This is a genomic window from Streptomyces sp. NPDC022552 (genome assembly GCF_055561875.1).
On record NZ_JBVHGJ010000004.1, the window covers coordinates 91910 to 107632 of the forward strand.

The 15723-nt window shown below is 71.6% G+C and carries 9 protein-coding genes; 6 read left to right on the forward strand and 3 right to left on the reverse strand.

Going from position 1 to position 15723, the window contains the following annotated elements:
- The first annotated feature begins 85 nt into the window (after positions 1-85).
- The 6 genes from ACZ3OF_RS13490 (at position 86) to ACZ3OF_RS13515 (ending at position 9192) form a co-directional block, all read left to right on the forward strand.
- Complete coding sequence (locus tag ACZ3OF_RS13490; protein WP_467304563.1) at positions 86-526, forward strand: hypothetical protein; 441 nt, start codon at positions 86-88, stop codon at positions 524-526.
- A complete protein-coding gene (locus ACZ3OF_RS13495) occupies positions 523-1260 on the forward strand; it encodes a polysaccharide deacetylase family protein (protein ID WP_361679863.1) in 738 nt (245 codons plus the stop codon). Before ACZ3OF_RS13490 ends, ACZ3OF_RS13495 begins: the two co-directional genes overlap by 4 nt.
- Complete coding sequence (locus ACZ3OF_RS13500) at positions 1257-3674, forward strand: hypothetical protein (RefSeq protein ID WP_467304565.1); 2418 nt, start codon at positions 1257-1259, stop codon at positions 3672-3674. Before ACZ3OF_RS13495 ends, ACZ3OF_RS13500 begins: the two co-directional genes overlap by 4 nt.
- On the forward strand, positions 3671-5008 hold the full coding sequence (locus ACZ3OF_RS13505) for a lipopolysaccharide biosynthesis protein (RefSeq protein ID WP_361679869.1): 1338 nt from the start codon (positions 3671-3673) through the stop codon (positions 5006-5008). Before ACZ3OF_RS13500 ends, ACZ3OF_RS13505 begins: the two co-directional genes overlap by 4 nt.
- 109 nt (positions 5009-5117) lie before the next feature.
- On the forward strand, positions 5118-7400 hold the full coding sequence (locus ACZ3OF_RS13510; protein ID WP_467304568.1) for a glycosyltransferase family 4 protein: 2283 nt from the start codon (positions 5118-5120) through the stop codon (positions 7398-7400).
- A gap of 43 nt (positions 7401-7443) precedes the next feature.
- Positions 7444-9192: a glycosyltransferase gene (locus tag ACZ3OF_RS13515; RefSeq protein ID WP_467304569.1), complete on the forward strand. Its 1749-nt coding sequence runs from the start codon at positions 7444-7446 to the stop codon at positions 9190-9192.
- On the opposite strand, the gene ACZ3OF_RS13520 is transcribed toward ACZ3OF_RS13515, so the two are convergent.
- The 3 genes from ACZ3OF_RS13520 to ACZ3OF_RS13530 are packed head-to-tail and all read right to left on the reverse strand — an operon-like array spanning position 9179 to position 15702.
- Complete coding sequence (locus ACZ3OF_RS13520; RefSeq protein ID WP_361673311.1) at positions 9179-10306, reverse strand: cellulase family glycosylhydrolase; 1128 nt, start codon at positions 10304-10306, stop codon at positions 9179-9181. The genes ACZ3OF_RS13515 and ACZ3OF_RS13520 overlap by 14 nt on opposite strands.
- 9 nt (positions 10307-10315) lie before the next feature.
- Positions 10316-11089, reverse strand: a complete 774-nt coding sequence (locus ACZ3OF_RS13525) for a class I SAM-dependent methyltransferase (RefSeq protein ID WP_361673309.1) — start codon at positions 11087-11089, stop codon at positions 10316-10318.
- A complete protein-coding gene (locus tag ACZ3OF_RS13530; protein ID WP_361673307.1) occupies positions 11086-15702 on the reverse strand; it encodes an aminotransferase class I/II-fold pyridoxal phosphate-dependent enzyme in 4617 nt (1538 codons plus the stop codon). The genes ACZ3OF_RS13525 and ACZ3OF_RS13530 overlap by 4 nt, the downstream gene beginning before the upstream one ends.
- Positions 15703-15723: the final 21 nt, after the last annotated feature.

Genomic DNA, 15723 nt, shown 5'->3' on the forward strand with positions numbered 1-15723 from the left:
GGTTGCCAAGCACGCGTTGAACGAGGCGTCGGAAGTCTGCCGCCGCTCGATGCGCCGGCTCCGCCCCCGCCCGCGCAGGAGGCCGATGTCGCCTCGCCTGCGCAAGGTCGTCCTGGTCCTCCTGGCGGTCGTCGTGGCCGCCGTGGTCGCTGTGGCCACGCCCGCGGTCCGCAAGGAACTGAAGCAGTCCTTCTCACCGGTGCCGACCCGGTACACCGAGCTGTATTTCACCAGCGCCCCGGTCGTCGCGGGGGACTCGGTGCTCGTCCCGGTCACCGTGGACGACCGCGGGCCGGGTGAGCGAACGCATCAGCTGCGGATCTCCGTCGAAGCGTCCGACGGCCGCACCACGGCATCGACCACCACGGCCCTCACCGCGCCCTCCGACACTCCCGCGTCGGCCGTCTCCCGACTGCCGCTGAGTGCGGGGTCCGTCATCGTCCGCGTCGCGCTGCTGGACAGCAGCCAGAGTCTGCACTTCCGGCTGCCCGCCCAGAGCGCTCCGGCACCGGGGAGTACGCCATGACCGAAGGGGCCCGAGCGCACCGCCGTGTCGTGGTGACGACGAGCTGGGACGACGGGCACCGGCTCGACGACCGCCTCGCCAGGCTGCTCGACCGGTACGGCATCGCCGGCACGTTCTACATCGCGCCGCGCAACATCGAGATCGCCGCCCGCGACCGGCTGTCCCCGGCGGGAGTCCGCCGACTGGCCGAGCGGTTCGAGATCGGCGGGCACACGCTGACGCACCAGCGGCTTCCGCGGCTGACGGACAGCGCGGCCGCTGACGAGATGCGCGCCGGCAAGGAGGAGCTCGAGGGGACGGTCGGCACCGCGGTCACGAGCTTCTGCTATCCGCGCGGCGAGTACACCGCGGCCCACATCGACTCGGCCCGCGCCGTGGGCTTCAGGCGCGCGCGCACCGTGCGACGCAACTCGCTCACCGCCGGTCCTCCTCTGGAGCTGCCCACCACGGTCCACGCGTGCGCCCACCGCGTCGACGGGCCGGTCGCCCTCCGCCTGGCGCGGGGGCGGCCGCGCACAGCCGCCAGGCTGTTCCTCCAGTGGGACGAACTCGCCCTCAGATGGTTCGACCTCTGCCTCGAGCGAGGTGGCGTGTTCCACCTCTGGGGCCACAGCTGGGAGGTCGACGCACACCGCGACTGGCACCGTCTGGAGCGGGTGCTCACCCACATATCCGGTCGCCCGGGGGTCAGTTACCTCTCCAACCGCGATCTCCCCGACCTGGCGCAGCCATGACCGCGAACCCGCCCGGAGGAGGCCCCACGACCACTGCCCCGCCGGTGGAGCGTGCGGCGGGCCGCATCGGACGGCGCATCGCCGCTCGCCGGGGCGTCCTTGCCGCAACCGCTCTGGCCGTTCTCGTCGAACTCCTGCCCGGCGCCCTCACCCCCTTGCCGACCCTGGCCGGTGCTCTCATGCCCTTGCCGACCCTGGCCGGTGTGTGGCTCCTCCTCGGCGCGCCGACCGTGGTGTGGTACGGGCCCGCCTCCCGGATCGTGTCGACCCGGGACGCGCGCGTGCTGCTGGCCGTCGGCCTGAGCGTCCTTTCGTCCATCGTCGTGGCCCTGGCGGTCAACTCGGTGCTGCCGCTCGTCGGAGTGGACGGGCCCCTCACCCGTCCGGCGCTCGCCATCGGCTCGGCCCTGACCGTCACGGTCGTCGCCGCCGTCGTGGACCCTCCGGCCAAGGACCCGGCCGCTCCCGCACGGTGGCTGCGGGCCCGTGCGCAGGGCCTGCCGCCCGGCCTCGTCGCCGTGACGGTCCTGGGCACGCTCGCACTCATCCTGTCCGTCGCGGGGCCGATCCGGCTCAACAACGGGTTGGGCTCGTCGGTCAGCGTCGCCTCGATGGTCACCATCGCGGCTCTCCTGACGCTCCTGATGATCAGGCATCGGCGCTACTCCTCCTCCGTCGTGGGAGTCGGGCTGTTCTTCGCCGCCGCCGGACTCCTGCTCCTCAGCTCGCTGCGCGGCTGGTACATCACGGGCCACGACATACAGCGCGAGTACGAGGTCTTCGAGCTGACGTCGGACCGGAGCCGCTGGGACATGTCCGCGTTCGGCGACCCCTACAACGCCTGCCTGAGCATCAACCTGCTGCCGACGGCATGGACCCGGCTGACCGACATCCCCGGCCCGTACGTCTTCAAGGCCGTCCTGCCTCTCCTGTTCGCACTCGCACCCGTGCTCGTCCACCGCTCGGTGCGCAATGTGGCGCCTCCGTTCGTGGCGCTGTTGTCGGCCGTCCTGTTCATGGTCTTTCCGACCTTCTTCACGGACATGATGTTCCTGGCCCGTCAGGAGGTCGCCTTCGTCCTCCTCGGATGCGCCATGGTCGTGCTCACCGACAGAGGCCGGGCGCTGCTCAGCCGTCGGATCACGTTCGTGGTGCTGACCATCGGCGTCGTCCTGGCGCACTACTCCACGGCGTACGTCTTCCTCGCGGCCCTCGCGCTGGCACTCGGAGCGGACTTCTGCTGGCGGCTGCTCTCACGCACCCGGCGAGGGCGGCCCGTGGCCACCGGGCAGCAGGCCTTCGTGACCTGGTGGATCGTCGTCGCCGCCGCGGCCGCGGCCCTCGTGTGGACCGGCCCGCTGACCCACACGGGCGGCCATCTCAAATCCACCCTCGTCACCACCGTGCAAGAGGTGACCGGCGGCAGGCAGCCGATGGCCTGGTCGTCCGATGTGTCGTACAGCCTGTTCGGCGGGGAGCGGAGCAGCCCCGAAGAGCGGCTGCGCGACTTCCAGACCGTCACGCTGCGCGACACGGCCGCCGAACGGGCCGCCGGGGTGTACGTGCCGTGGTCGGCAACCTCTGCCGATGCCGTCGAGGCCGTACCGGAGCCCCGCCTCCCCCTCACCTCGCTCGGGCAGCAGGTCGAGGACCGGGGCGTCGACGTGTCGGCGGTCGGGGACTTCCTGCGGCAGGCAGCCGCACGGCTGTGGCAGGTCTTCCTGCTGCTCGGCGTCGTCACCGCCCTCTGGGGACGGCGCAAGGAGTTCCACCCGACCCGTGACCAGGTGACACTGACCGCCGGCATGGTCGGGGTCATCGGGATGCTCACCGTGCTGCCGCAGCTCTCCGTCGAGTACGGCGTACTACGCGCCTTCCAGCAGGGGCTCTTCGTGTTCGCGCCCTTCATCGCGGCCGGTGTGCTGTGGGTGTGCCGATGGGTGGGACGGCGATGGGCCGAATCGCTCGCCTGCTCCGTGGTCCTGCTGCTCTTCTTCGACCTGACCGGCGTGCTGCCCCGGCTCTTCGGCGGGAATCCGCCGCAGCTCCACCTCGACAACGCGGGCACGTACTACGACATCTACTACCCCCATGCGGAGGAGCGCGCGGCGCTGGCCTGGCTGACCGCCCGTACTCCCCCCGACGAACTCGGGGACATCCAGTCGGAGAACCTGAGCAACCGATTCACCCTGAGCAAGGCGGGGACGGTCGTCCCGATCACGGCGAGGAACGACATCCACCCCCTCCTCGTCCGCGACGACGCCACCGTCCTGCTGGGCACGACGACGGCCCGCAGCGGCGAAGCGACGATGTTCTACCGCGGTGACCTGGTGACCTACAAGTACCCCACCGCACTCCTGGAGGAGACGAAGAACAAGATCTACAGCAGCGAGGGAGCGGAGATCTACCGATGAAGGCGCCCGCGCAGCGGTACTCGAGGCCTCCCGCCCGCCCCTCGGGCGGCTGGCGGACACGGCGTCAGGACCAGCTGACCCGCAGCTCCTTCTTCCTCATGGCCTCGTCGCTGGCGATGGCCGTGCTCGGCTTCGTCTTCTGGATCATCGTCGCGCGCCTCTACCCGCCCGAGCAGGTGGGTCTGGCCACCACCCTGATCTCCGCGACCGAACTGATCGCCTTCTTCAGCCTCTTCGGGCTCAACAGCACACTCATCCGCTTCCTCGCCCCGGCGGGCACCCGGAACGCGCAGATCACCAAGTCGGTACTCCTCGTCACGGGCGCCGCATGCATCCTGGCGTCGGCCTACCTCTTCGGTCTGCGGTGGTACGGCCAGGACCTGCTGTTCGTGCGAGCCGACCTGGTGCTCTCGGCCGCCTTCGTGGCGTTCTGCGTCTTCGCCGCCCTCAACCAGCTGACCGACGCCGTCTTCATCGGCGCCCGCAAACCCCAGTACAACCTGGTCGTCGACGGAGGTGTCCAGGGACTGACGAAGATCATTCTGCCCCTGTTCCTCGTGGGCGTCGGATCGTACGGAATCGTCACCGCGTCCGGTGGTGCCTGCGCCGCGGCGGTGCTCGCCTCCTTCTTCTTCCTGTGGCGCAGAGCCGGCTTCCGTTTCGATCTCCGGCTGCGCCGCGCCCCCTTGCTCCCGCAGGCCGGCTTCTCGGCCGCGAGCTACGCGTTCAGCGCGCTGACCCTGGTGCCGATCCTGGTGACGCCGCTGATCGCCCTGCACTGGCTCGGCCCCGCCGCCGCGGGCTACTACTTCGTCGCCTTCCAGATCGCGAACCTGCTGAACACCCTGTCCGACAACGTAGGAGAGGCCCTGCTGGCCGAGGTCTCCTACGACGAGACGCGGTTCGCGCAGATGCTCAGGCGCTCGGCCGTCATCCTCGCCGCGGTGCAGGTGCCCGCTTCGGTCGTCCTCGTCGCCGCCGCGGGCCTGGTACTGCGGTTGTTCGGCGGCTCCTACGTGGACCACGCCCGGGGCCCGCTGATCGTGCTGACGCTCGGCGCCCTCGCCGTCGCCCTGCGGACGTGGGCCAGCTTCGGGCTCAAGCTGGCCGGACGCCTCGGGCACCTCGTCGCGAGCGGTGTCGTCCTCACCGCGGTGACCGTCGGCCTCGCCGTCGCGTGGGCACCGAGGGGCCTGCTGTGGATCGGCTGGGCATGGCTGATAGGCAACCTCGCTTCCGGCGTCTACGCCTGCCTGGCACTGTTCGCCCGCCGGCGAACCGCCAACCGTCCGGCGTCCACGCCGGCGCCCTCCCCGAGCAAGGGAGACCGATGATGACGGTCATCGTGACCACCCCGCCGTCCCGCGCCGCGTCGGGAACCCCGACCACAAGCCTCATGGCACCCGTCTCATGTGACGCGACACGCGCCGAAGGAGGAACGTCATGACACCGCGCGCCGTCCTGCTCGCCGCCCCCTACTTCCCCCCCGCCCTCGGGGGACTGGAGCAGTACGTCTGGAATCTCGCGCGATCGCTGAGATCCCGGCACGGCATGCGGGTCGTCGTCGCCACGACCGCGCCCCGCGGAACGGACGGCGGACGGTACGACCACCCCGAGGGCTTCCCGGTGTACCGCCTGCCGGCTCCGCTGCGGGTCTCCCACACACCGCTGGGCCTGTACTGGAGCCGCCACCTGCGCACCGTGATCGAGCGGGAGGGCGTCGAACTCGTCAACGCGCACGCGCCGGTGCCCCTGTTCGCCGACGCCGCCGCACGGGCCTGCGGCGACCTGCCGTTCGTGCTGACCTACCACACAGGCCGGATGCGCAAGGGCCGCCTCCTGCCGGATCTGGTCTGCGCGGCCTACGAGCGGACGGTGCTGGCCCGGACGGCAGGGCGCGCCCAGGAGATCGTGTGCTCTTCCGACTACATCCCGGGTGACCTGCCCGAACTCTTCGCAGGCCGGTGCACCACCATCTCACCGGGGGTGTCCTTGGAGAGCTTCCCGGCGAGCCCGGTGCCCGACGCGCCGCGCATCGTGTTCGTGGGCTCGCTGGAGCGGTCCGCCGCCTACAAGGGGCTTCCCGACCTGCTGCGAGCGATCGAGCAGCTGGCCGGCGAGTTTCCCGAGGTGCACCTCGACGTGGTCGGAGACGGCTCGGGGGCCTCCGGCCACGCGGCGCTCGCCGACCGGCTGGGTATCTCCCGGCACGTGACGTTCCGGGGACGGGTCGAAGGCGCGGATCTGGCCTCGGCCTACCGCGACGCCCTCGTCCTGGCGCTGCCGACCCACTTCGACAGCTTCCCCTGCGTGCTCGTCGAGGCAATGGCCAGCGGGCGCCCGGTGGTGACGACCCGTGTGGGCGGCATCCCCTGGCTCGTCAAGGACGGGGACAACGGACTCCTCGTGCCTCCCGGCGACGGTCGGCGCCTCGTCGAGGCGCTGGGATCGGTGCTCGGCGATCACACCACGGCGCAGCGCCTCGGCAGCGCCGGCCGCGAGCACGTGGCCCGCGAGCTGACCTGGGACCGGCAGAGCGACCGTACCGTCGAGGTCTTCGAGCGCGCCGCCGACCCCGGCCGCCGGGCACGCACCGTCGCCGTCGTCGCGCCCAACTTCCCCCCGCGGCGCGGCGGTGTCGAACACTACGCGCACCGCGTCGCGCAGGCGGTCGCCGCGGATCCGGGGATGCGCGCCGCGGTCATCACCGCGAGCACGACCGGCTGGCGCACCTCGGTGGGCGTCGAGGACGGCGTGCCGGTCGTCCGCCTGGGCACCTGGGTGCGCCATCTCAACACACCGGTCAACCCGTTGTGGCCGTTCCAGCTGCGCCGCTGGCTGCGACGTCTCGGGGTCGACGTCGTCCACGCCCACGCGCCCGCTCCCGGCCTCGGCGATCTGGCGATCGCCTGCTCCGGACAGAGGCCGGCCGTCATGACCTACCACGCCGGGTCGATGCTCCAAGGACACAAGGACGTCGATCTGCTGGTCCGCGCCTACGAGCGGTACGCCCTGCCCCGGGTGTTCGCCCGCGCCGACGCACTCGTCGCCAGTTCCCCGGTCTCGCTGGCCTTCGGCCGTCCCGGGGCCCTGGAGATCACGCCGGGCGTCGACGTGGAGCGGTTCACTCCGGGACCGAAGGCATCCACCCGGCCGCGCACGATCGTGTTCGTGGGAAGGCTGGACCGGGCCTCGCCATGGAAGGGTGTCGACGTGCTGCTGCGCGCGTTCGCGCTCCTGGCGTCCGAACTGCCCGAAGCCAGGCTGCGCCTGGTGGGCGGCGGGGACGCCGCAGCCGACCACGCCGCACTGGCCGAACGCCTGGGCATCGACGACCGCGTGGAGTTCACCGGAACCATTCCCGGAGACGACCTGCTCGACGCCATGCGCAACGCCGCCGTGCTCGTGCTCCCCTCGCTCACCGCGGCCGAGTCCTTCGGCATGGTGCTGGTCGAGGCCATGGCATGCGCCACCCCCGTCGTGGGATCCGACGCCGGCGGCATCCCCTACGTCATCGCCGACAACGTCACCGGCCTCATCGTCCCGCACGGCGACCCACAAGCACTCGCCACCGCCTGCACACGCGTACTCCGCGACGGCGACCTGGCAGACCGACTCGGCGCCGCCGGCAGACAACGCGCCGTGGAACGCTACGCCTGGCCCGCACTCACCGACCGCTACCTCGACCTCTTCCGGACACTGCCCCCCACACCCGCCGGCCGCTGAGTCCGGCACCGAGCCCGGCAGACCTGCCGTCAGGAGCGTTCTCATGAATCCGCGTTCCGTTCTGATCGTGGCGCCGCATTTCCCGCCCGACGACACAGGTCCGGTGGCCCTGCACGTGTGGCATCTCGCCCGCCTCCTGAGCTCCCGTCACGACTACCGGGTGGTGGTCGCCGCACCCTCGGAACGGGGGACGAAACCTCGGTCCCACGAAGGCCCCCCCGGCGTGCCGGTGTACCGCCTGGCCGCGCCCGGCACTCCCCCGGCCCTGCGCTGGGGCCACGACCTGCGCCGCATCATCGAGACGGAGGATGTGGACCTCGTCGACGCCCACACCCCCGCAGCGCTGCTCGCGGCCGCCGCGGCCCGCGCCGGCCGTGACCTGCCGCTCGTGCTGACCTGTCACGCCGGCCGGCCCTCGCGAGGCCCACGGATGCCGGTCCACCGGACGTTCCCGGCCCCGGCCGTCTCCCGGGCGCGCGAGATCGTGTGCGTGTCGGACTCCGCGGCAGACCTGCCCGGGCTCCTCGCGGCCCGGGCCACCGCGATCGGCCGCCGGAGCTTCGAGGACACGCCGGGGGAACCACCCTGGGAGGACCTGTGCGACCGTACCGTCGAGGTCTTCGAGCGCGCCGCCGACCCCGGCCGCCGGGCACGCACCGTCGCCGTCGTCGCGCCCTATTACGCGCCCCACATCGGCGGTGTCGAGCACTACGCGCACCGCGTCGCGCAGGCGGTCGCCGCGGATCCGGGGATGCGCGCCGCGGTCATCACCGCGAGCACGACCGGCTGGCGCACCTCGGTGGGCGTCGAGGACGGCGTACCGGTCGTCCGCCTGGGCACCTGGACAAGCCGGTACGTCAACACACCGGTCAGTCCGTTGTGGCCGTTCCAGCTGCGCCGCTGGCTCCGCCGGCTCCGCGTCGACGTCGTCCACGCCCATGCACCGGTCCCCGGCCTCGGCGAACTGGCGGTCGCGGTGGCCGGAAAGAGGCCGGCCGTCATGACCTACCACGCCGGAACCATGGTCAAGGGCGACAGATTCCGCGACCGGCTCCTGGGCTGTTACGAGCGGAACGCCCTGCCCCGGGTGTTCGACCGCACCCGCGCACTGGTCGCGGTGTCACCCGCCTCGCTGGCATCCGGCCGCCCCGGGGCCCTGCAGATCACGCCGGGCGTCGACGTGGAGCGGTTCACTCCGGGACCGAAGGCATCCACCCGGCCGCGCACGATCGTGTTCGTGGGAAGGCTGGACCGGGCCTCGCCATGGAAGGGTGTCGACGTGCTGCTGCGCGCGTTCGCGCTCCTGGCGTCCGAACTGCCCGAAGCCAGGCTGCGCCTGGTGGGCGGCGGGGACGCCGCGGCCGACCACGCCGCACTGGCCGAACGCCTGGGCATCGACGACCGCGTGGAGTTCACCGGACCGCTCACCGGGCCCCCTCTCGTCACAGAGATGCGCAACGCTGCCGTGCTCGTGCTCCCCTCGCTCACCGCGGCCGAGTCCTTCGGCATGGTGCTGGTCGAGGCCATGGCATGCGCCACCCCCGTCGTGGGATCCGACGCCGGCGGCATCCCCTACGTCATCGCCGACAACGTCACCGGCCTCATCGTCCCGCACGGCGACCCACAAGCACTCGCCACCGCCTGCACACGCGTACTCCGCGACGGCGACCTGGCAGACCGACTCGGCGCCGCCGGCAGACAACGCGCCGTGGAACGCTACGCCTGGCCCGCACTCACCGACCGCTACCTCGACCTCTTCCGGACACTGCCCCCCACACCTACCGGCCGCTGAGTCCGGCCACCGCGTCCCGCAGGGCGGCGAGGGCGGGTTTCGCGCTTCCGTCGGCCCGCCGCAGCCCGAAGAAGTTCTCGCTGTCCCGTCTGTCCGTACCGAGATCACGCTCGGCATACCAGATCAGCGCGGCGACATGCGGGGTCGAGGCCGCCGTGCGCACGGCGTCCGTGGCGATCTGTGCCTGACGTTCCTCGGGCACGTGCGTGGTGTCCGCCGCCACGGCCCCCCGGCCGTCCGACGACGCGCCGGGACCGTTCGTCGGCGCGCCGAACTCGGTGAGCCACAGGGGCATCTTCGGTGTGCCGTTCGCGACGAGCACGCTCCTCAGGCTGTCCCGTGCCCCTTCGATCCGCTCCCACGGCGTACCCCACGACGTCACGGAACTCGCCAGGAACGGGTACGTGTACGGGTGATAGCCGATGGCGTCCACCAGGTGGTTTCCGCCGCGCGCCGAGACACCCTGCAGGAACGCGGTCTGGGAGATGTTCCCGTCCTTCGTGGTGGTCGCCGCCAGTCCGCCCAGGATGACGTACGACTCCGGGTCGCTGTCCCGCAAGGCCTTGCTGGTCTCCCTCAGCAGCGCCGTATAGGCGCCTTCGTCGGGCGCGGGCGCCCATGAACGGGTGAGGTTCGGCTCGTTCCAGACCTCCCAGGTGTGCACCCCGCGCGGTGCGTAGCGCTCCGCGGCAGCGCCGGCGAATGCGGCGAAATCCACGGGGTCGGCAGGTCGGCACTGCTTGCCGGTGCAATCGGCCGGGCGCGCCCACTCCGGTGTGAATCCGAGAACCGGCAGGAGGTCCAGGCCCCGCTCCTCGACCGCGGTGACAACTCTGTCGAATCCCTCCCACCGGTATGTGTCCGGCCCATCCGGCTGCACATGGGTCCACATCAGATCCGCCCTCACCCACCGCGCACCCACCGCGACGGCATCATCGAGGGCGGCGTCGAGATCCTTGTCGGACATCCAGACGAGACGGTCACCGTAGGCGATGCCCACGCGCAGGCCGTCCGGAGCCGGGGGCGCGCATCCCGTGGTCAGGAGCGCCAGGGCCATGAACGCGATCACCGCCGTCCACGTGACCGACCGACGGCATCGGTGGGTGCCTCGCATCCACTCATCCTAACTTTGCGAACGTGAGGTCTCCGTTCGCCGGGCCGTCAGGAGGAGCACGCCCGTGTCGCCGTACTCGGGCAGCGTGCGGTCCTTCGCCAGCCGGGTGATGCGCAGCTCCTCGGTCAGCGGCGCGAAGACGGTACGGAGCGCGCCCGCGTCCACGGGGCAGGCCGGCCAGACCGGCCCGTCGCCGATGCGGTAGCTCGGCATGCGTTCCATGAAGGCGGCCACGAGGCGCCCGCCCGGACGCACCGAGCGGACGAAGTCGCCGCACAGGGCGGCGACCTCGGCGAAGTCCTCGGTGACGCTCTCGGCGACGAAGTTCATCGAGGCCAGGTCGTACGCTCCCGCGGGGACCCCGTCGGCCGCGCCGGGGACGATCCGTACCCGGGCCAGGGCCTCGGCGGGCGTCTCGGGGAGGCCCGGGTCGAGTTCACGGCAGAGCGTGTAGAAGGGGTCCCAGCTGGCGTCGGGCCCCCGGGCCATCTGCTCGCGGAGATAGCGGACGCTGGCCGCGCCGGGTTCGAGGGCGTCGATGTGCCGGCTCGCCGCGGCGGCCAGCATCAGGGGATACAGATTGGGTCCTGCGCCGAACTCCAGGGAGCGGGCGACGCTGCCGGGCGCGAACTGCCGGTAGAAGGCGGAGTGGTGGTGGATGACGCCGATGTCGCACGGATGCAGCTGCCGGTAGTTCTCCGCCAGGTAGTCGGCGACCGGCCAGGAGTCCCAGTCCGCGTCGCGGTTGTGCCGGAACGCCCGCGCTCGCGCGGAGGGGTTCACCGGGAGTCCGCGGGCCGGCCGGCGGGGACGCCGGGGTGCGGGCTGCCGGGCACCCGCTGGAGGGCGAAGCGCCGCGAGAGGTCGGTCAGCGCCGCGTTGAGCTGGTCGATCTCCTCATCGGTGTTGGGGGCCGTGACCTGGATACGGAAGCCCACGCGGTTGCGCGGGACGAGCGGATAGCTGGCCAGGGTGACGTAGATGCCCCGCGCCCACAGGAACGAGGCCACGGCTTCGAGGTCCTGTGCGTCGGCGAGCGGGATCTCGATGATCGGCAGTCCGTCGGTGTTGGGGGTGGCGATGTCCAGCGCCCGTACGTGGTCGAGGATCCGCGTGGTCTTACGGTGGAGGTCTGCCCGGATCGCGTCCCCGCGCTCGGCGTTGACGTCGAGCCCGGCGAGGGTGGTCGCGAGCGAGGCCGTCGGGGAGGGCCCGGAGTAGAGGTAGGGCGCCGCCGCGACCTTGAGATGGTCCTTCAGCCACCTCGGCACGGCGAGGAAGGCGAGCAGCGAGGAGTAGGCCTTGGAGAAGCCGCCGACCATGACGACCCCCTCGTAGGACTCGCCGAGGTGGCGGATGATGCTGTTACCCCGGGAGCCCCAGGGCGAGGTCTCGCCCTGGGTCCGTTCGCCGATCACTCCGAAGCCGTGGGCGTCGTCCACGTACAGCAGTGCGCCGTTCTCCCGGCAGATCCGGGCGATCTCGCCGAGGTCCGGGAAGTTGCCGGTCATGCTGTTGACGCCGTCCATGCAGACCAGGCGGCTCTCGTCGCCGGGGACGGACCGCAGTTGCATGTCGAGCTCCCACGGGCTGTCGGCGTGGAAGCGCTGCACGGTGGCGCCCTGACCGCGGGCCACCACACATCCGTCGTACACCGTGCGGTGGGCCGTCGCCTCCACGAAGACCCGTCCGTCGCCCGCGAGCAGCGGGATCACCGACTGGTGGATGAGGGTGATCGTCGGCAGCAGCAGGGTGTCCGGAGCGCCGAGCAGTTCGGTCAGCCGCTCCTCGATACGGGGGTACAGCCGGGGGCTGCCGATCAGGCGGGACCAGCTGGGGTGCGTGCCCCAGCTGCTGACCTGCGGGCCGATCGCCGCCATGATCTCCGGGTCGAGGTCGAAGCCGAGGTAGTTGCAGGAGGCGAAGTCGACGAGCCACTCGTTCTCGACGCGCAGCTTGCGGCCGTCGATCTCGTCGATGACGGCGTCGCACATCGGGCTGGTCCGCTTCAGGCGCTCCAGGTCGCGCCACCGGCGATCGCGCTGGGCGGCACCGCGCCGCGCGCTCCCGGAAGGCCGCTTCCTTGCCGGCGCCCCGCGCGCCTGTGCCGTCGCTGCCTCTGCCGCTGCCTGCTGCGCCGTCATCGGCCGGTCGACCGGCCGGGGCCGCTCGGCGACGGCGGTCCCGGCCGGCGCGGACGCGGTTCCCGCCGAGGCGGACACGGGCCCGTGCGAGGCGGACACGGGCCCGTGCGAGGAACGGCGCAGGAAGGACTCCGCCTGGTGGGCGGTCATGGGCCGGGCGAAGAGATACCCCTGCCCGAACTGGCAGCCCATGTCGGCGAGGAGTTCGCGCTGCCCCTCGTACTCGATGCCCTCCGCGACGACGTTCAGCCCGAGGACGTCGGCGATGCGGACGATGCCCTCCACGAGGGCCAGCTGCTGCCGGTCGGTGGTGATGTCGTCGATGAACGACTTGTCGACCTTGAGCACGTCGATGGGGAACTCCCGCAGATAGCTGAGCGAGGAGAACCCGGTGCCGAAGTCGTCGATCGCGATGGAGACTCCGAGCTCCCGCAGCGCCCGCATGGTGGTGCGGATCTGCTCGTCCTTGCGCATCAGCACGGTCTCGGTGAGCTCCAGGACCAGGGTGCCGGGAGCCAGCCCGGAGGAGCTCAGGGTGCGGCGCACGTCGTCGAGGAGGCCCGGGTCGCGGAACTGCCGGGGCGAGACGTTGACGTTGACGTACAGCGGCGGTTGTCGTCCCGGGCGGGCCCGCTGCCAGCGGGCGACGTCGAGCGCCGCGTGTTCGAGCACCCAGGCACCGAGCGGCATGATGTGCCCGCTCTCCTCGGCCAGGGTGATGAACTGGTCGGGCGGGACCATGCCGCGCCGCGCGTGCGGCCAGCGGATCAGGGCCTCGAAACCGGCGACGGACCCGTCGGAGACCTCGACGATCGGCTGGTAGCGCAGGGCGAAGGCATGGTCGGCGATGGCCGTGTCCATGCCCTCCTGGAGTTCGTGGCGGGCGACGAGGCGGGAGTGCAGTTCGGGCCGGAACCGCCGCCAGCGCTTCTTTCCCGCTGCCTTGGCGGCGTACAGCGCGAGGTCGGCGTGGCCGAGGAGTTCCTCGGCGTGGGCACTGTCCAGGACGGTGGCGATGCCCACGCTCGTCGACACGGAGACGGCACCGTCGGTGAGGTGGAAGGGCTGGCTCAGGGTGTGCACGATCTGGGCCGCGAGTGCTTCGGCGTCGCTGGGTTCCTTGGCGCCCTCGATCAGGACCGCGAACTCGTCGCCGCCCAGGCGCGCGGCGGTGTCGCTGAGCCGCAGCACGGAGGTCAGCCGGCGGGCCACGGCGACGAGCAGCTCGTCGCCGACCGAGTGCCCCATGGTGTCGTTGACGACCTTGAAGTCGTCGAGGTCGACGAAGAGCATGCAGGTCAGGGTGGAGTCGCGGCGGCCGCGCAGCAGGGCCCGCTCGATCCGTTCGAGGAGCAGGACCCGGTTGGGAAGTCCGGTGAGCGAGTCGTGGAAGGCGCGGTGGGTGAGCTCCCGCTCCAGCTTCCGCTGCTCCGTCACGTCCCGCAGGGTGAGGACCAGGCCGTGGACGGTCTGTTCGTTACGGAGGTTGCTGCACCGGACCTCGACGTGCAGGTCGGTGGACTCGCCGCCTCGCAGCTTCCAGTCGTCCCGGGCGTCCACGTCGTCACGTGAGCGGACACCCTTGAGGATCCGCAGCGCGCTGGCGGCGTCGCCGGGCGCCAGGAGGTCCGTCAGCGGCGTCCCGGGCAGCAGCGAGTGGCCGAACATCGACTCGGCCGAGGGGCTGGCGTAGCGCACGGTGTCGTCGTCGTCGACGATCAGGATGACGTCCGAGGTGTTGTGCACGAGGGTGCGGAAGTACGCCTCGCTGGTGCGGCGGTTGACCTCCTCGCTGAGCCCGAAACGCTCCAGGGCGAGGGCGGCCTGGGAGGCCAGGGACTGGGCGGGCCCGGAGATCGCGCGGAGCTTCTTCTCGGGCGCCGCGAGCAGCAGGACGCCGAGCAGCGGTTCGCCCGCGGCGGGTGCCTGCAGGGCCAGGGGGCACAGCAGGGCGTGCGACAGCGGACCGAGAGCGTGCGCGACGGTGGGGTCGAGTTCGTCGGTGCGGACGAGCCGGCTGCCCTGATCGAGCAGCTGCGGCCAGGGCGGGCTCCGGGGGCCGGAGAGTTCCGTACCCCGGAAGTTCCACGGCAGGTGCCCGGTCGGGACGGCGTAGAGGAAGCGCCGTCGGTCACGGGCGAGGAGCATCGTCTTGTGCGGCGTGCCGGGCCCGACGAGGGTTGCGGCGGCCACCTCGACGGCGCTGGCGACCTCGCGCGGGCTCAACGCGGCCACCAGGGAGGCGGCGGCCACCCGCAGGCTGCGCTCGCGGGCCTCGGCGCTGCGGTGTTCGGCCATCATGCCCCACAGGCGGGTGAGTACGAGCAGGAACATGATGGCGGAGAAGACGGCGATGACGGCTATGTCCTGTTCCCGGTCGTCACGCAGCGACTGGTAGAGCAGCAGGACGGGGGCGATGAGCGAGGCCGCGGCGAGCAGGGCGAGCCGCCGTTCGGCGATGACGGGCGGCGGTTGGGGCACGCGCTCGGTCAGCCCGGTCATGGAGGGATGCAGGGCGGCGAGGCCCCAGGCCGTGAAGAAGATGACCCAGCCGAGGTCCCAGCCGGTGCCGACCTGCCAGGTTCCCTGCAACTGGAGCGTGCCGTAGATGACGTCGGACGCGAGGATTCCGCAGGTCCCCAGGGTGAGCAGCTGCACCGACCGCGACCTCAGCCCGCCGGGGACCAGGAGTCGGGCGAGCATCGCCAGCATCAGGACGTCGCCGAGCGGATAGGCGATCGAGATGGCCTTCTCGATCCAGGTCATGTCGGTCGACTTGGCGAGCGGGGTGATCAGGTTCACCCAGGAGAGCAGGGCGAGCCCGGAGGTGAGGATGAGGGCGTCGAGCGCCACGGCGAGGTCGCGCCCGGCGGCTCGGTAGCGGATGAACCCGAAGAGCCCGATGGCGAACAGGGGGTACGTGGCCAGGTAGAGGGCGTCCGCGACGGAGGGGAACGGGTTGGTCTGCCCGAACAGGTTCTCCAGGAGGTTGTACGCCGTGTCCCCGGCGACGAAGGTGAAGTTGGCGGCCGCGAGCACGAGCCACGGCCAGCGCCTCGCCGGCTTGTGGAGGTGGATCCCGGTGAGGATGGCGGCGACACCGCTCAGGCCGATCAGTGCCCACAGGACGGTGTGCCTGGAGGGGATCGTGAGGTAGCAGACCGTGAGAACGGCCACCGCACCCAGATAGACCACGACCCACCGGCGCAGTGTCCCGGACGCGAGCGCCCGGTACTCCTGTCGCAGCGGCATCGTCGACCGCCCCCTTGCCAG